Source organism: Pseudomonas sp. NPDC089741 (genome assembly GCF_044748825.1).
GTDB lineage: Bacteria > Pseudomonadota > Gammaproteobacteria > Pseudomonadales > Pseudomonadaceae > Aquipseudomonas > Aquipseudomonas helmanticensis.
Map to the genome: position 1 here is coordinate 40332 of NZ_JBIVGT010000027.1, position 16305 is coordinate 56636.

Consider the following 16305-nt stretch of genomic DNA (forward strand, 5'->3'; position numbering starts at 1 on the left):
ATACTTGAGCGCATTGCGAGGGTATGGCGCAAGGCCGCCATTGTGGCGGCTCGAACGTTTCAGCTCAAGCGTGCAACGTCCGGCAGCTCCATGGCGCGGACTTCGCCCTGCAGGAAGTCGCTGAGGCGGCGCAAACGTTCACCTCCCGGACGGGTCTTCGGCCACACCAGGTAATAATTCAATCCACTGGCGACCGCAGTCGGCCATGGCAGGCTCAGCCGTCCTTGCGCGACATCTTCGGCAACCATCAACAGATCGCCCATCGACACACCGTAACCGCGCGCCGCCGCGATCATGCCCAATTCCAGCGTGTCGAACACTTGCCCGCCCTTGAGCGAGACCTGATCGGACAAGCCCATGTGCTCCAGCCAACTGCGCCAGTCACGACGGTCGGGCGTCGGGTGGAGCAACTCGGTGGAGGCCAGCCGAGACAAATCCCACGGTTGATCATTCAGCAGGTTCGGTGCGCCGACCGGGATCAGTTCTTCCGGAAACAACAGACTCGCTTCCCAGTCCGGGGGGAAATGGCCATCGCTCAGCAGCACCGCGCAGTCGAACGGCTCATCGTTGAAATCCACCGAATCCACATCCATCCACGCGCTGGTCAGTTGCACTTCGTTGCCCGGCTGCAAGTGACGGAAGCGGCTGAGCCGCGCCAACAGCCAACGCATGGTCAGGGTCGACGGGGCTTTCATGCGCAAAATGTCGTCTTCGGCACGCAAGGTGTTGCAGGCCCGCTCCAGTGCACCGAAGCCTTCGCGGATGCCTGGCAACAGTAACCGCGCGGCTTCAGTCAATTGCAGATTGCGCCCGCTGCGATGAAACAGCCGGCAGGCAAAGTGATCTTCGAGCGTACGAATATGCCGGCTCACCGCACTCTGGGTGATCGACAGCTCCTCGGCAGCCCGGGTGAACGAGCTGTGTCGCGCCGCCGCTTCAAATGCGCGCAGGGCATACAAGGGAGGAAGACGACGAGACATACAGAAAGCTCCTATAGCGGGATGCAGCCAGCCTGACTGAATTTGCTCATGATGAGTTTTAATCATGCCACCCATCCTTTTTATCCCTTTGTGCAAAGCCTGCCAAGCGCCGAGAATCGACGGTCTCCTGTTCCCTCCGAAATCGAGTGGTGATGACCATGCAGCATCCTGTGCGTACCGAACTCTGGGCCATTCTGCGGCTGGCAGGGCCGTTGATTGCTTCCCAGTTGGCGCACATGCTGATGGTGCTGACTGACACCCTGATGATGGCGCGCCTCAGTCCGGAAGCGTTGGCTGGCGGCGGACTGGGTGCGGCGACTTATTCGTTCGTGTCGATTTTCTGCATCGGCGTGATTGCGGCGGTCGGCACGCTGGTGGCGATTCGCAAGGGTGCCGGCGACATTATTGGTGCAGCGCGGCTGACCCAAGCCGGTTTGTGGCTGGCGTGGCTGATGGCGCTGGGCGCCGGTCTACTGCTGTGGAACCTGAAACCGGTGTTGCTGCTGTTCGGCCAGACCGAAACCAACGTCAACGCCGCCGGGCAGTTCCTGATCGCCCTGCCCTTTGCCTTGCCCGGCTACCTGAGTTTCATGGCTTTGCGCGGTTTCACCAGTGCGATCGGTCGGGCGACACCGGTGATGGTCATCAGCCTCGCCGGCACGGTGGCCAACTTCCTGCTCAATTACGCGTTGATCACCGGCATGTTCGGCTTGCCGAAGATGGGGCTGATGGGCATCGGTCTGGTCACGGCGATTGTCGCCAACTGCATGGCGCTGGCGTTGGCCTGGCATATCCGTCGGCATCCGGCCTATGACGCTTATCCGCTGCGCGCAGGCTTGTCACGGCCCAACCGGCAATATCTCAAAGAATTGTGGCGTCTCGGCCTGCCAATCGGCGGCACCTACGCGGTGGAAGTCGGTTTGTTTGCCTTCGCGGCGTTGTGCATGGGCACCATGGGCAGCACGCAGTTGGGCGCGCACCAGATCGCCCTGCAGATTGTCTCGGTGGCGTTCATGGTGCCGGCGGGCATGTCGTATGCGATCACCATGCGCATCGGCCAGCATTACGGCGCCGGGCAACTGCTGGATGCGCGGATGTCGGGCCGCGTCGGAATTGTTTTTGGCGCGGTGGTGATGCTCGGGTTTGCCATGGTGTTCTGGTTGTTGCCCAACCAGTTGGTCGGGTTGTTTCTCGACCATGACAATCCGGCGTTTGCCGAGGTCATTCGTCTGGCGGTGAGCCTGCTGGCGGTGGCGGCGTGGTTTGAGTTGTTCGATGGCACACAGACGATTGCCATGGGCTGCATTCGTGGACTGAAGGATGCGAAAACCACATTTCTGGTCGGGCTCGGTTGCTATTGGCTGATTGGCGCACCGGCGGCGTGGTGGATGGCGTTCCACTTGAACTGGGGGCCGACGGGCGTCTGGTGGGGATTGGCGCTGGGCCTGGCGTGTGCGGCGGTGAGCCTGACGCTGGCGTTTGAATGGAAGATGAAGCGGATGATTCGGCTGGAGCCTGTGTCACAGAGGTTCGAGGCTGTTCGTGCGGATTAAGATCAAAAGATCGCAGCCTTCGGCAGCTCCTACATGAATCGGTGTAGGAGTTGCCGCAGGCTGCGATCTTTTAAACGGCCTCCACAGAAACCTGTTGGCTTGAGCCAAACGTCAGGTATTCAACCAACTCCGCCAACGGCAACGGCCGGCTGATCAGATAGCCCTGCACCTGATCGCAGCCAAACCCGCGCAGCAACTCCAGTTGCTCCGGCGTCTCGACCCCTTCCGCCACCACTTCCAGATGCAGGTTGTGCGCAAGATTGATCATCGCGTGCACCAGTTTGCGGTTCTCTTCGCGCTGCTCCATGCCGCCGACAAAGCTCTTGTCGATCTTCAGCAAGGTGATCGGCAGGCTGTTGAGGTGCACGAACGAGGAAAATCCGGTGCCGAAGTCATCCAGCGAGAAACGCACGCCGAGCCGGCCGAGGGCGTCCATGGTCTGTTTGACCAGATCGCTGCGGCGCATCACGGCGGTTTCGGTCAGTTCGAACTCCAGCCATTGCGCCTCGACGCCACGCTCAGTGATCAACCGACTAAGCGTCGGCAACAACTGGCTGTCCTGAAACTGGCGGAATGACAAATTGATCGCCATGTGCAACGCCGGCAGACCACGCTCGCGCAACGCCTGCATGTCACGCAGCGCCCGGGAAATGACCCAGTAACCCAGCGGCACGATCAAGCCGCTCTGCTCGGCCAGCGGCACAAATTCGCTGGGTGGCAGCAGACCGCGCTCGCCATGTCGCCAGCGCACCAAGGCTTCGAGGCCGACAATCTGACCGTCCTCAAGATTCAGCCGTGGCTGGTAATGCAGCTCCAGTTCATCGCGACGCAAGGCCCGGCGCAGCTCGCTTTCGAGGTCGGCCATGCTCCGCGCGTTGCGGTTGATGCGTTCGTTGAAGATATGAAAGGTGCAGCCTTGCGTGCTCTTGGCCTGTTGCATGGCGATGTGTGCGTGCCACATCAGCGGGTCGGCGCCCGCTTGCGCGCGGGCATGGGCGATGCCGAGGCTGGAGCCGATCAGCAGGCTTTCGCCATCGACCCAATACGGTTCAGACAGGGCCTCGGTAATGCGTTCGGCCATCCATTCGGCGCGTTGCGGCGCGCGACGGGTGTCGATCAGCAAGGCGAATTCATCGCTGCCCAGGCGCGCCAGTTGATCACCGGCTTCGAGCTGACTTTTCAGCCGTGCGACGACTTGCAAGATCAAACGGTCGCCGGCCTGATGGCCGAGGGCGTCGTTGGCGTGGCGGAAGTTGTCGAGATCAAGGTGCCCGAGGGCAAGGCCACGACCGTCGCCTTCAGCAAGACGCGCGGTCAGCAAGGTCTGGAAACCCTGGCGGTTGGCGATGCCGGTCAACGGATCCTGTTCGGCCAGGCGTTGCAAAGTATTTTCGAGCACGCCGCGTTCGCGCACATGGCGCAGGCAACGGCGGAGCATGCCGGCGTCGAGGGCGTCGAACACCAGCCAGTCACTGACACCAACGGGCGCGGTGTCCGGTTCGTGTTCCAGCAGCAAGACCGTCGGCAGGCTGCAACGACCGGGCGCCGGCTGTAACGCCGCAATGGTCAACAGCACAGCATGGCGGTTGTCTTCGAACAGACTGCTGACCGAGTCCCAGCTCGGCGCGCTGATCAGCACCGCCGCGCTCCCCATCGGAGCCAGACACTCACGCAATAACGCTGTCCACGCTGGCTCTTCGGCCAGTAGCAGCAAACGCAAGGGTTCGACAGGCGTAGACAAGCTAGCTCCCTAGACTCTGCAATGATGTGGGCGGGGCATTATGCCGTTGCGAAGTTCAATGACCAAATGACAACGGTTATCAAAACGTTATTTTGTGTCACGAATGAGTACATTAGCCGCAAAATCACCGCGCATCCTCCGCGAAAGTAACAAAACCGGCAAATTTGAATCGCGCAGTACGTCACAAGTCGGAGAGAGCAGCACAAATCTCTGAGCCTGTTAAAATGCCGGCCCATTTCGTCAACGACTCCCGAATTTTCGTATGTCCCGACTCAATCCCCGGCAGCAAGAAGCCGTGAACTACGTCGGCGGCCCTCTATTGGTGCTCGCCGGTGCTGGCTCCGGCAAGACCAGCGTGATCACCCGCAAGATCGCGCACCTGGTTCAGAACTGCGGCATCCGCGCCCAGTACATCGTCGCCATGACCTTTACCAACAAGGCCGCGCGCGAGATGAAAGAGCGGGTTGGCACGTTGCTGCGGGCCGGCGAAGGGCGTGGCCTGACGGTCTGCACCTTCCACAACCTCGGCTTGAATATCATCCGCAAGGAACACGCGCGACTGGGCTACAAACCCGGTTTCTCGATCTTTGACGAGACCGATGTAAAAGCGCTGATGACCGACATCATGCAGAAGGAATACGCGGGCGAAGACGGCGTCGACGAGATCAAGAACATGATCGGCGCCTGGAAAAACGACCTGATCCTGCCGCCTCAGGCGCTGGAGAACGCGCGTAATCCCAAGGAACAGACTGCCGCCATCGTTTACACCCACTATCAGCGCACACTAAAAGCGTTCAACGCGGTGGACTTCGACGACCTGATCCTGCTGCCGGTAAAACTCTTCGAAGAGCACGCCGACATTCTCGAAAAGTGGCAGAACAAGGTGCGTTACCTGCTGGTCGACGAATACCAGGACACCAACGCCAGCCAATACCTGCTGGTGAAAATGCTCATCGGCACGCGCAACCAGTTCACCGTGGTCGGCGACGACGACCAGTCGATCTACGCCTGGCGCGGTGCGCGGCCAGAAAACCTGATGCTGCTCAAGGACGACTATCCATCGCTGAAAGTGGTGATGCTCGAGCAGAACTATCGCTCGACGAGTCGCATCCTGCGCTGCGCCAACGTGCTGATCTCGAACAACCCGCACGAATTCGAAAAGCAACTGTGGAGTGAAATGGGCCACGGTGACGAGATCCGCGTGATCCGCTGCCGCAACGAGGACGCCGAAGCCGAGCGCGTGGCCATGGAAATCCTCAGCCTGCACCTGCGCACCGACCGCCCGTACAGCGATTTTGCCATCCTCTATCGCGGTAACTATCAGGCCAAGCTGATCGAGCTGAAGTTGCAGCATCACCAGGTGCCGTACCGCTTGAGCGGCGGTAACAGCTTCTTCGGCCGCCAGGAAGTGAAAGACCTGATGGCGTACTTCCGCCTGATCGTCAACCCGGATGACGACAACGCCTTCCTGCGCGTAATCAACGTGCCGCGCCGCGAAATCGGTTCGACCACCCTGGAAAAACTCGGCAACTACGCCACCGAACGCAAAATCTCGATGTACGCCGCCACCGACGAAATCGGTCTGGGCGAACATCTCGACAGCCGCTTCACCGATCGCCTGTCGCGCTTCAAGCGTTTCATGGACAAAGTACGCGAGCAGTGCGCCGGCGAAGACCCGATCTCTGCCCTGCGCAGCATGGTCATGGATATCGACTACGAGAACTGGCTGCGCACCAACAGCTCCAGCGACAAGGCTGCCGATTACCGGATGAGCAACGTCTGGTTCCTGATCGAGGCATTGAAAAACACCCTCGAAAAGGACGAAGAAGGCGAAATGACCGTCGAGGACGCCATCGGCAAACTGGTCCTGCGCGACATGCTCGAACGTCAGCAGGAAGAGGAAGACGGTGCCGAAGGCGTGCAGATGATGACCTTGCATGCGTCCAAAGGTCTGGAATTCCCTTACGTGTTCATCATGGGCATGGAAGAGGAAATCCTCCCGCACCGTTCCAGCATCGAAGCCGACACCATCGAAGAAGAACGCCGCCTGGCCTACGTGGGCATCACCCGCGCGCGCCAGACCCTGGCTTTCACCTTCGCCGCCAAGCGCAAGCAGTACGGCGAGATCATCGACTGCGCGCCGAGCCGCTTCCTCGATGAGCTGCCGCCGGACGATCTGGCCTGGGAAGGCAACGACGACACACCGACCGAAGTCAAAGTCGTGCGCGGCAATAGCGCATTGGCTGATATACGCGCGATGTTAAAGCGCTAGAATTGACCACTTTTTTACTAGACCTTCGGCGCACAAAGCGCCAAATGAGGACAGCTTCATGGAAGCATTGCAGCAGAAAATCCGCGAACAAGGCATTGTGCTTTCCGACCAGGTCCTGAAGGTCGACGCCTTCCTGAACCACCAGATCGACCCGGCCCTGATGAAGCTGATCGGCGACGAATTCGCCTCGCTGTTCAAGGATTCGGGCATCACCAAGATCGTCACCATCGAAGCCTCGGGCATCGCCCCGGCGATCATGACCGGTCTGAACCTTGGCGTGCCGGTGATCTTCGCCCGCAAACAACAGTCCCTGACCCTGACTGAAAATCTGCTGTCGGCGACCGTTTACTCGTTCACCAAAAAGACCGAAAGCACCGTGGCCATCTCGCCGCGCCACCTGACCAGCAGCGACCGCGTGCTGATCATCGACGACTTCCTGGCCAACGGTAAGGCCTCGCAAGCGCTGATTTCGATCATCAAACAGGCCGGCGCCACCGTTGCCGGTTTGGGTATCGTCATCGAGAAGTCGTTCCAGGGCGGCCGCGCCGAGCTGGACTCGCAGGGCTACCGCGTCGAATCACTGGCCCGGGTGAAATCGCTGACGGGTGGCGTCGTCACCTTCATCGAATAACCCGCAACACCGTATTTCCCGTGTAGGAGCTGTCGAGTGCAACGAGGCTGCGATCTTTTGATCTGTTAAAGATCAGGATCAAAAGATCGCAGCGTGCCGCAGCTCCTACGGGGTTTGGGTGGTGGCTTTCAGGCCGGTGAGGAGCAGGCGCTGGAAGAGGTCTTCTTTCAGGCCGTCCGGATTTGTCAGTTGCATGCGTTGAAGATGTTCGGGATACAGCGACGCCTCCGGTGCATCGAGGGCGGCTTTGCCCAGTTCCAGAATCTCGGTGAGTTTGAATTTGCTTTTCAGCCAGTTCAGCGCGCGCAACAAATCCCGTTCGATCGCAGTGAAATCACAACCCAGCGGATACTCCGGAAACAGGTTCGGATGCCGTGCGGCGATCGCTTGCAAACGCTGTGGCGTGTTGTCGGCGAAGCGCGGATCGAGGCGGAAATCCTTTGGCAGTTTGCCGACCTTTTGCGCTTGCTCGATCAAGCCTTGCTGGAAGCGTGAGTCGCTGATGTTCAGCAGCGATTCAATCACCACCGCGTCGGTTTTACCGCGCAAATCAGCGATCCCGTACTCAGTCACCACGATGTCGCGCAGATGCCGTGGAATCGTGCAGTGGCCATACTCCCAGACGATGTTGGAACTGACGTCACCACCAGACTCGCGCCAACTGCGCAGGATAAGAATCGAACGGGCATCGTGCAGCGCGTGGCCCTGCGCGACGAAGTTGTACTGCCCGCCGACACCGCTGAGCACTCGGCCGTCTTCCAGTTGATCCGCCACACCGGCACCGAGCAGGGTCATGGTGAACACGGTGTTGATGAATCGCGCGTCGAGGCGCTGTAAACGCTTGAGTTCTTCCTGCCCGTAGAGCTCGTTGATGTAGCTGATGCGGGTCATGTTGAATTCGAGGCGCTTGCTTTGCGGTAACTCGCGCAGGCGCTCGTAGAAACTGCGCGGGCCGAGGAAGAAACCGCCGTGCACCGAGATGCCGTCAGTTTGCGCGGCTTCGTCGAGGGTGCCAGCGTTGGCCTGCTCCTGCGTCGGCACATCAGGGTAGACCTTGCGCCGAATGATCCCGGCATCCGCCAATACCAGCAGGCCGTTGACGAACATCTCGCTGCAACCGTAGAGGCCTTTGGCAAACGGCCCGGTGCCGCCTTCGCGCTCGATCAGTTGCGCCCATTGGCTCAGGTTGATGTCATGCAGCAAGGCCAGGTAACCGGCGTTATCCGCCTGACGTGCGAGCAGCGCGGCTGTCAGTGCATCACCCATCGAGCCGATGCCGATCTGTAACGTGCCGCCGTCACGCACCAGCGTACTCGCGTGCAAACCAATGAAATGATCCTGAAACCCCACCGGCATGTTCGGCGTGGAAAACAGCGTGCTGCTGTCCTTCTCATCGATCAGCAGGTCGAAGGTGTCGATATCGACTTCGGCATCACCAGGCATGTACGGCAGATCGGTGTGCACCTGGCCGACCAGCAGAATCGTCTCCCCGGCGTCGCGACGCTTGGTGATCATCGGCAACAGGTCGAGGGTGATGTCCGGATTGCAGCTCAGGCTCAGGCGATCCGGGTGTTCGCTGCTGCTGGCGAGCAATTGCGCCACCAGATTCAGCCCGGCGGCGTTGATGTCGCGCGCGGCGTGGCTGTAATTGCTGCTGACGTAATCCTGCTGGGCCGGCGCGCTGTTGAGCAGGCTGCCGGGCTGCATGAAGAACTGTTCGATACGGATATTGGCGGGCAGGCTGTCGTGGTGCAGGTCGGCGAGGAAATCGAATTCCGGGTAATCACCGAAGACGCGCTCGACGAAGGGTTCGATAAAGCGCTTCTGCAAACCATCGCCCAGATTCGGGCGGCCCAGGCACAGCGCGGTGTAGATGGTGAGTTGCCGCTCCGGCAGTTTGGCGATACGCCGGTACAGTGCGTTGACGAAGTGATTGGGTTTGCCCAGGCCCAGCGGCATGCCCATGCGGATATGCGCCGGTAACCGTGCGAGCACGTCGTCCACTGCCTGTTCGATCGAACACAACTGCACCATCTGAAGCCTCCTGCCCGTTCCGTGAATAGGGGTAGACCGAGCTTGCCTTGAGTTTGCTGCAAAGAACAGCTTCAGAGTGAATGTGCGCTGTTCGTGAAATCCCTTTCCTACTCGATTGTTGCCCTCACCCTAGCCCTCTCCCAGAGGTAGAGGGGACTGATTGGGGGATATTGGAAAGCTACGCCGACTTGAAATAGCCTTACTGAATCCATAATCGACTCAATCTGTCAGGTCGATGTCAGACGCCAGACACCTCGGTCGCCCCCCCCTTCGGGAGAGGGATGGGCGGGCGGCGTTCCGATGAGGGGCTCTTGAATCGCAGGCACAAAAAAACCGTCCGAAGACGGTTTTTTTCGTCAGAAGCGCGGCTTATTTCAGGCCGGACATTTTCTGGATAGCGCCTTTGAGCTCGTCATCCGAGCAATCGGCGCAAGTGCCTTTCGGCGGCATCGCGTTCAGGCCGGTAATGGCCTTGGCCAGCAGACCGTCGAGGCCGCCCTGATGATCGGCACGGTCTTTCCAGGCTGCCGCATCACCGATTTTCGGTGCGCCCAACAGGCCGGTACCGTGGCAAGCGTTGCAATGTTTGGCAATCACTTCGTCCGGAGTCTTGGCCCCGCCACCGCCGCCGGCGGTTGCCGCCACTTCCATCCCCTTGCATTCCTGCCCTTGAACACACACCTGGCCGACAGGCTCGAGGCGTTTGGCAATGTCGTCATTCGTCGCAGCTTGAGCGCTGACAGCCCAGAGGGCCAATACGGTTGCTGGTGCAGCCAGCATTTTCATAATTAGATTCACGCGTTCACCCTCAATGGTGGCTATTCACGCCTGCGGCCACGGTTCGCAGGCGGGCGCAAGTATAGCGGGTAGCCCGCCACACTGAAACAACCCCATTATTAAAGGGGTCTTGTTGCGCATCGGTAAAACAGCTTGGGTGCCTTTGCCGTAATGGCCTGGCGCCTCTTGGTTTAGAAATTCGCCGGCGTGGCTGCGCTGATTAGTCGCGCAGGCAAGTCGAACGGATTACGGAAACGATGCGGCTTGGTACTTTCAAAGTAGTAGCTGTCGCCGGCTTCGAGAATAAAAGTTTCCAGACCCACCACCAGTTCCAGGCGACCCTCCACCAGAATCCCGGTTTCCTCGCCTTCATGGGTGAGCATTTCTTCGCCGGTATCAGCGCCCGGCGGGTAGATTTCATTGAGAAACGCGATGGCGCGGCTGGGGTGCGCGCGGCCGACCAGTTTCATGGTCACGGCGCCGTCGGAAATGTCGATCAGCTCGTTGGCCTTGTAGACGATCTGGGTCGGAATTTCCTGCAGGATTTCTTCGGAAAAGAATTCGACCATGGACATGGGAATCCCGCCCAGAACCTTCCTCAGCGAACTGATCGAAGGGCTGACGCTGTTCTTTTCGATCATCGAAATGGTGCTGTTGGTGACGCCCGCGCGTTTGGCGAGTTCACGCTGGGAAAGCCCTTTGAGCTTGCGGATCGATTGCAGTCGTTCACCGACGTCCAAGGCGCGAGCCTCCTGATGTTGTAAGAATATTGAGCGTTATCATGGCGACAGCGTTCAGTATTTACAACACTTGGCCCCCGCAGCGGCGTCAACCCTCGGAATAGAGCCTTGGCACCCGGCGCAGGTTGCAGAAAATCTGGTACGGAATAGTGTCGGCCCACTGCGCCACTTCGCTGGCGAGGATGTTTTTGCCCCACAGTTCGACAGGCGAACCGAGGTCGGCTTCCGGCACATCAGTCAGGTCGATGCACAGCATGTCCATCGATACGCGACCGAGAATGCGACTGCGCTTGCCAGCCACCAAAACCGGAGTACCGGTCGGCGCCTGACGCGGGTAACCGTCGGCGTAACCCATGGCGACCACGCCGATGCGCATCGGTTTGTCGGTGATGAATTTGGCGCCGTAACCGACAGGCTCACCGGCCGGCAGTTCACGCACGCAGATGACTTTCGATTCCAGAGTCATCACCGGTTGCAGACGATCGGCCACGGCGTTGGCTTCTTCGAACGGGGTCGCGCCGTAAAGCATGATGCCCGGGCGCACCCAGTCGCTGTGAATCTGCGGCCAGCCGAGTACGGCAGGCGAATTGCGCAGGCTGACTTCCGCCGCCAGGCCCTGACGCGCCGCTTCAAACACCGCCACTTGTTCGGTGCTGCTCTGCGCGTGCAGTTCATCGGCGCGGGCGAAGTGGCTCATCAAGACGATTTTCGCCACTTTGCCGCTGGCCAGCAGACGCTGATAGGCCACCGCGTAATCCTTGGGGTGCAGACCGACGCGGTGCATGCCCGAATCAAGCTTCAGCCAAACAGTAATCGGCTTGCTCAGCGCGGCCTGCTCGATTGCTTCGAGCTGCCAGAGCGAGTGCACCACCGTCCAGAAATCATGCTCGACGATCAGCGCCAGCTCATCGGCCTCGAAAATCCCTTCCAGCAACAACACCGGCGCACGAATGCCGGCGGCGCGCAGCTCCAGCGCTTCCTCGATGCAGGCGACGGCAAAACCATCGGCCTCGGCTTCCAGCGCCTGGGCGCAACGCACCGCGCCATGGCCGTAGGCATCGGCCTTGATCACCGCAAGCGCCTTGGCGCCGGTGACTTCGCGGGCAATTCGGTAGTTGTGGCGCAGGGCTTCTAGGTCGATCAGGGCACGGGCAGGACGCATGGCGGCAGACTTCTAGGCGGTCATGGGAAGAAAAACCGGCGCCGACTGACGACGTGAACCGCCAACAGCGCCGGGAGAGGGATCTTTACAACAGGTTATGGCAGCGCGGCGACGATGGAAATTTCTACCAGAATACTCGGCTTGGCCATTTTTGCTTCGACGGTGGCGCGGGCCGGGGCTGCGCCTTTCGGCAGCCACTGATCCCACACCGAGTTCATCCCGGCGAAGTGCGCCTCGATGTCGTTCAGGTAAATCGTCGCCGACAACAGGTGCTGTTTGTCGGTGCCGGCCAGATCAAGCAAACGCTCGATATTGGCCAGAACGTCGCGGGTCTGCTGTTCAATCCCGGCGTCGAAGTCGTCGCCGACTTGCCCGGCCAGATACACGGTGCCGTTGTGGCTGACGATCTGACTCATGCGCTCATTGGTGAGCTGGCGCTGGATTGACATGTTTTGCGGACTCCTGAATTTTGTTGCCGTAACGGGAAATATCGAGGCCTTCGGCACTGATCTGCGGCTTTTTCTTCGCCATCAGGTCGGCCAGCAAGCGACCGGAACCGCACGCCATGGTCCAACCGAGCGTGCCGTGACCGGTGTTGAGGAACAGGTTCTTGAATGGCGTGGCACCCACGATCGGCGTGCCGTCCGGCGTGGTCGGACGCAGACCGGTCCAGAAACTCGCCTCGGCCAGATTGCCGCCCTGAGGATAAAGGTCGTTGACGATCATCTCCAGGGTTTCGCGGCGACGCGGATTCAGCGACAGGTCAAAACCGGCGATCTCGGCCATGCCGCCAACGCGGATGCGGTTGTCGAAACGGGTGATCGCGACCTTGTAGGTCTCGTCGAGAATGGTCGAGGTCGGGGCCATCGCCGGGTTGGTGATCGGCACGGTCAGCGAGTAACCCTTCAACGGATACACCGGGGCTTTGATGCCCAGCGGCTTGAGCAATTGCGGCGAGTAGCTGCCGAGGGCCAGCACGTAGCGGTCGGCGGTTTCCAGCTTGCCGTCGATCCACACGCCGTTGATGCGATCGCCGGCGTAGTCGAGTTTCTGGATGTCCTGGCCGAAGCGGAATTCGACACCGAGTTTCACCGCCATTTCGGCGAGACGCGTGGTGAACATCTGGCAGTCGCCAGTCTGGTCGTTCGGCAGGCGCAGGGCACCGGCGAGGATGTCAGTCACACCCGCCAGCGCTGGTTCGACGCGGGCAATGCCGGCGCGGTCGAGGACTTCAAACGGCACGCCGGATTCTTTCAGCACGGCGATGTCTTTGGCGGCGCCATCGAGCTGCGCCTGGGTGCGGAACAGTTGAGTCGTACCGAGGCTGCGGCCTTCGTAGGCGATGCCGGTTTCGGCGCGCAATTCGTCGAGGCAGTCGCGGCTGTACTCGGACAGACGCACCATGCGCTCCTTGTTCACCGCGTAACGGTTGGCGGTGCAGTTGCGCAGCATCTGCGCCATCCACAGGTACTGGTCGATGTCGGCGGTGGCCTTGATCGCGAGAGGGGCGTGGCGTTGCAGCAGCCATTTGATCGCCTTGAGCGGTACGCCCGGCGCGGCCCACGGCGAGGCGTAGCCCGGCGAGACCTGGCCGGCGTTGGCGAAACTGGTCTCCATGGCCGCAGCCGGCTGCCGGTCGACCACCACCACTTCAAACCCGGCACGGGCCAGATAGTAAGCACTGGCGGTACCGATGACGCCGCTACCCAAGACCATTACGCGCATTTTTGTATCCCTCATCGCGGCAGGGCCGCGTACGTCTGTTGTTAGAGCAATGATGCGCGCAGTGTAAAAAAGAAATGCCAGTGCTTTTCACTATATAAGCGCCTATATTTGGCGACAATTCTCGGCAAAAACCCCTTTCACAGAGGCGCATCCCCTATGCGTACCAATACTCAGACCAAACGTGAGCTGGACAAGATCGATCGCAACATCTTGCGGATCCTGCAGGCGGACGGGCGGATTTCCTTTACCGAACTCGGCGAGAAGGTCGGCCTCTCGACCACGCCGTGCACCGAGCGGGTGCGGCGTCTGGAGCGCGAAGGCATCATCATGGGCTACAACGCCCGGCTGAATCCGCAGCATTTGAAGGGTAGCTTGCTGGTGTTTGTCGAGATCAGCCTCGACTACAAATCCGGCGACACTTTCGAAGAGTTCCGACGCGCGGTGCTGAAATTGCCGCACGTGCTGGAGTGTCATCTGGTGTCAGGGGATTTCGACTATCTAGTGAAGGCGCGGATTTCCGAGATGGCCTCGTACCGCAAGCTGCTGGGCGACATTCTGCTGAAGCTGCCGCATGTGCGAGAGTCGAAGAGTTATATCGTCATGGAAGAGGTTAAGGAGAGCTTGAGCCTGCCGATTCCGGACTGAGCACCGCGACGATCGTTCCCACGCTTTGCGTGGGAATGCCTCTTCGGACGCTCCGCGTTCGGCATTTGGGACGCAGAGCGTCCCGGGCTGCATTCCCACGCAGAGCGTGGGAACGATCATGAATGCATTTCTCTGTAGGAGTTGCCGAAGGCTGCGATCTTTTAAACCAACACCTGCCGATTCGCCGCCATGTACTCGAAAATCTGCTTCTCGACCCGCGGATGAATCAGTTCAACCGGCCGCCGCTCATTCGGGCAAGGCAAGATTTTGGTCGTGCCGAACAACCGGCAAATCAGCGGCCGCTCCTCATACACCGTGCAGCCATTCGGCCCCAGGTGCACACAGTTCAGCTCATCCATCGCCGCATCCTGTTCGGCGCGGGTCTTGCGCGGCAGGCGCGACATTTCTTCCGGCGAGGTGGTCACCGGCCCGCAGCAATCGTGGCAGCCGGGCACGCACTCGAACGAGGGGATCTGCTGGCGCAAGGTGCGGACTGTCTGGCTGTTGCAGCTCATCGAAACGGTAACCAAGGTGAAATAGACGGCAATTGTGCCGCAAAAGCCGTGATCCAGACACCGCGGGCCGACCAGTGTTGCCCGCGTTCGGGCGCGCGGCTTATGCTCCGTCAAATTTTCTCGACACCCAAGCCTCAGGATGATGCCCATGACCGCCCGCGCCGACACCCCCGCGAGCCAACCCCACGTTGCCTCTTACTACGCCGCCAGCAGCTTGCCGCAACCGGATCGTCCGCTGCTGCAAGGTGACGTGGTGGCCGACGTCTGCGTGGTCGGTGGCGGCTTTTCCGGGTTGAACACGGCACTGGAACTGGCCGAACGCGGCCTCAGCGTGGTGTTGCTGGAAGCGCACAAGATCGGCTGGGGCGCCAGCGGTCGCAATGGCGGCCAGCTGATTCGCGGGGTCGGCCATGGCCTCGATCAGTTCGCCAATGTCATCGGCAGCGACGGCGTACGCGAGATGAAACTGATGGGCCTGGAAGCGGTGGAAATCGTCCGCCAGCGCGTCGAGCGTTTTCAGATTGCCTGCGACCTGACCTGGGGCTACTGCGATCTCGCCAACAAGCCCAGCGACCTTGCAGGTTTTGCCGAAGACGCCGAAGAACTGCGCAGCCTCGGTTATCGCTACGAAACCCGTTTGCTGCAAGCCAGCGAGATGCACAGCGTAGTCGGTTCCAAACGCTATATCGGTGGATTGATCGACATGGGTTCCGGGCATCTGCATCCGCTCAACCTGGCGTTGGGCGAAGCGGCAGCGGCGCAGCAACTGGGCGTCAAACTGTTTGAACACTCTGACGTCACCCGCATCGACTATGGCCCCGAAGTCAAAGTGCACACGGCCCAGGGTTCGGTTCGCGCCAAGACGCTGGTGCTCGGCTGCAACGCCTATCTGAATGATCTCAATCCGCAACTCAGCGGCAAGGTGCTGCCCGCCGGCAGCTACATCATCGCCACCGAACCGTTGAGCGAAGAACAGGCGCACAACCTGCTGCCGCAGAACATGGCGGTGTGTGATCAGCGGGTAGCGCTGGATTACTACCGACTCTCGGCTGACCGGCGCTTGCTGTTTGGCGGTGCTTGCCATTATTCGGGACGTGATCCGAAAGACATCGCGGCGTACATGCAGCCGAAGATGCTCGAAGTCTTCCCGCAACTCACTGGGGTGAAAATCGACTATCAGTGGGGTGGCATGATCGGCATCGGCGCCAACCGTTTGCCGCAGATTGGCCGACTCGCCGATCAACCGAACGTGTATTACGCCCAGGCGTACTCCGGGCACGGGGTGAATGCCACGCACCTGGCGGGCAAGTTGCTCGCCGAGGCGATCAGCGGCCAGCACAGCGGTGGCTTTGATCTGTTTGCCAAGGTGCCACACATCACTTTCCCGGGCGGCAAGCATCTGCGTTCGCCGCTGCTGGCGTTGGGGATGTTGTGGCATCGGATGAAAGAGTTGGTCTGATTGATCGTTCCCACGCTCTGCGTGGGAATGCATCCAGTGACGCTCTGCGTCACAGCGGACGCGGAACGTCC

The 16305-nt window shown here is 60.3% G+C and carries 14 protein-coding genes; 5 read left to right on the forward strand and 9 right to left on the reverse strand.

Features of this window, described 5'->3' with window-relative positions; translation table 11 throughout:
• Positions 1 to 59: 59 nt before the first annotated feature.
• Positions 60 to 980, reverse strand: coding sequence for a LysR substrate-binding domain-containing protein (locus tag ACIPZE_RS21705; protein WP_400775188.1), 921 nt, complete (start codon positions 978 to 980; stop codon positions 60 to 62).
• Between the two features lie 158 nt (positions 981 to 1138).
• Here ACIPZE_RS21705 and ACIPZE_RS21710 point away from each other — a divergent pair, with 158 nt between their 5' ends.
• Positions 1139 to 2533 carry a NorM family multidrug efflux MATE transporter gene (locus tag ACIPZE_RS21710; protein ID WP_283438673.1) on the forward strand — a complete coding sequence of 465 codons (1395 nt, stop codon included), beginning with the start codon at positions 1139 to 1141 and terminating at the stop codon, positions 2531 to 2533.
• Between the two features lie 70 nt (positions 2534 to 2603).
• On the opposite strand, the gene ACIPZE_RS21715 is transcribed toward ACIPZE_RS21710, so the two are convergent.
• A complete protein-coding gene (locus tag ACIPZE_RS21715; RefSeq protein WP_283438357.1) occupies positions 2604 to 4274 on the reverse strand; it encodes a bifunctional diguanylate cyclase/phosphodiesterase in 1671 nt (556 codons plus the stop codon).
• A 262-nt stretch (positions 4275 to 4536) separates the two neighbouring features.
• On the opposite strand from ACIPZE_RS21715, the gene rep reads away from it, so the two are divergent.
• Positions 4537 to 6546 carry a DNA helicase Rep gene (gene rep / locus ACIPZE_RS21720; protein WP_129386480.1) on the forward strand — a complete coding sequence of 670 codons (2010 nt, stop codon included), beginning with the start codon at positions 4537 to 4539 and terminating at the stop codon, positions 6544 to 6546.
• 58 nt (positions 6547 to 6604) lie between these two features.
• Entirely contained in the window at positions 6605 to 7177 is a 573-nt protein-coding gene (locus ACIPZE_RS21725) for a xanthine phosphoribosyltransferase (protein ID WP_034152041.1), read from the forward strand.
• A 105-nt stretch (positions 7178 to 7282) separates the two neighbouring features.
• Here ACIPZE_RS21725 and ACIPZE_RS21730 read toward each other — a convergent pair whose 3' ends face one another.
• From ACIPZE_RS21730 to dadA, 6 genes are all read right to left on the reverse strand, one after another.
• Complete coding sequence (locus ACIPZE_RS21730) at positions 7283 to 9211, reverse strand: acetyl-CoA hydrolase/transferase C-terminal domain-containing protein (RefSeq protein ID WP_400775193.1); 1929 nt, start codon at positions 9209 to 9211, stop codon at positions 7283 to 7285.
• A gap of 369 nt (positions 9212 to 9580) precedes the next feature.
• Positions 9581 to 9997 (reverse strand): cytochrome c5 family protein, encoded by a 417-nt coding sequence (locus tag ACIPZE_RS21735; RefSeq protein WP_053125000.1) that lies wholly within the window; start codon positions 9995 to 9997, stop codon positions 9581 to 9583.
• A 182-nt stretch (positions 9998 to 10179) separates the two neighbouring features.
• A complete protein-coding gene (locus ACIPZE_RS21740) occupies positions 10180 to 10728 on the reverse strand; it encodes a cupin domain-containing protein (RefSeq protein WP_025112726.1) in 549 nt (182 codons plus the stop codon).
• An 88-nt stretch (positions 10729 to 10816) separates the two neighbouring features.
• Positions 10817 to 11890, reverse strand: a complete 1074-nt coding sequence (alr, locus tag ACIPZE_RS21745; RefSeq protein ID WP_400775196.1) for an alanine racemase — start codon at positions 11888 to 11890, stop codon at positions 10817 to 10819.
• Between the two features lie 95 nt (positions 11891 to 11985).
• Positions 11986 to 12339, reverse strand: coding sequence for a RidA family protein (locus ACIPZE_RS21750; RefSeq protein WP_034152045.1), 354 nt, complete (start codon positions 12337 to 12339; stop codon positions 11986 to 11988).
• A complete protein-coding gene (gene dadA, locus ACIPZE_RS21755) occupies positions 12311 to 13615 on the reverse strand; it encodes a D-amino acid dehydrogenase (RefSeq protein ID WP_064389549.1) in 1305 nt (434 codons plus the stop codon). Before dadA ends, ACIPZE_RS21750 begins: the two co-directional genes overlap by 29 nt.
• A 156-nt stretch (positions 13616 to 13771) precedes the next feature.
• On the opposite strand from dadA, the gene ACIPZE_RS21760 reads away from it, so the two are divergent.
• Positions 13772 to 14260: an Lrp/AsnC ligand binding domain-containing protein gene (locus ACIPZE_RS21760; RefSeq protein ID WP_003177284.1), complete on the forward strand. Its 489-nt coding sequence runs from the start codon at positions 13772 to 13774 to the stop codon at positions 14258 to 14260.
• 161 nt (positions 14261 to 14421) lie between these two features.
• On the opposite strand, the gene ACIPZE_RS21765 is transcribed toward ACIPZE_RS21760, so the two are convergent.
• Positions 14422 to 14775, reverse strand: a complete 354-nt coding sequence (locus ACIPZE_RS21765; protein ID WP_400775226.1) for a YkgJ family cysteine cluster protein — start codon at positions 14773 to 14775, stop codon at positions 14422 to 14424.
• Positions 14776 to 14923: 148 nt separating this feature from the next.
• Between ACIPZE_RS21765 and ACIPZE_RS21770 the strand changes: the two genes are divergently transcribed.
• Positions 14924 to 16234 (forward strand): NAD(P)/FAD-dependent oxidoreductase, encoded by a 1311-nt coding sequence (locus ACIPZE_RS21770; protein WP_400775198.1) that lies wholly within the window; start codon positions 14924 to 14926, stop codon positions 16232 to 16234.
• Positions 16235 to 16305 lie beyond the last annotated feature (71 nt).

What these genes read in the sequence shown, in the direction of transcription:
- ACIPZE_RS21730 (WP_400775193.1), bottom strand. Translation starts at nt 9,211, where the DNA reads ATGGTGCAGTTGTGTTCGATCGAACAGGCAGTGGACGACGTGCTCGCA.
- ACIPZE_RS21770 (WP_400775198.1), top strand. Translation starts at nt 14,924, where the DNA reads ATGACCGCCCGCGCCGACACCCCCGCGAGCCAACCCCACGTTGCCTCT.
- alr (WP_400775196.1), bottom strand. Translation starts at nt 11,890, where the DNA reads ATGCGTCCTGCCCGTGCCCTGATCGACCTAGAAGCCCTGCGCCACAAC.
- ACIPZE_RS21760 (WP_003177284.1), top strand. Translation starts at nt 13,772, where the DNA reads ATGCGTACCAATACTCAGACCAAACGTGAGCTGGACAAGATCGATCGC.
- ACIPZE_RS21705 (WP_400775188.1), bottom strand. Translation starts at nt 980, where the DNA reads ATGTCTCGTCGTCTTCCTCCCTTGTATGCCCTGCGCGCATTTGAAGCG.
- rep (WP_129386480.1), top strand. Translation starts at nt 4,537, where the DNA reads ATGTCCCGACTCAATCCCCGGCAGCAAGAAGCCGTGAACTACGTCGGC.
- ACIPZE_RS21750 (WP_034152045.1), bottom strand. Translation starts at nt 12,339, where the DNA reads ATGTCAATCCAGCGCCAGCTCACCAATGAGCGCATGAGTCAGATCGTC.
- dadA (WP_064389549.1), bottom strand. Translation starts at nt 13,615, where the DNA reads ATGCGCGTAATGGTCTTGGGTAGCGGCGTCATCGGTACCGCCAGTGCT.
- ACIPZE_RS21765 (WP_400775226.1), bottom strand. Translation starts at nt 14,775, where the DNA reads ATGAGCTGCAACAGCCAGACAGTCCGCACCTTGCGCCAGCAGATCCCC.
- ACIPZE_RS21735 (WP_053125000.1), bottom strand. Translation starts at nt 9,997, where the DNA reads ATGAAAATGCTGGCTGCACCAGCAACCGTATTGGCCCTCTGGGCTGTC.
- ACIPZE_RS21710 (WP_283438673.1), top strand. Translation starts at nt 1,139, where the DNA reads ATGCAGCATCCTGTGCGTACCGAACTCTGGGCCATTCTGCGGCTGGCA.
- ACIPZE_RS21725 (WP_034152041.1), top strand. Translation starts at nt 6,605, where the DNA reads ATGGAAGCATTGCAGCAGAAAATCCGCGAACAAGGCATTGTGCTTTCC.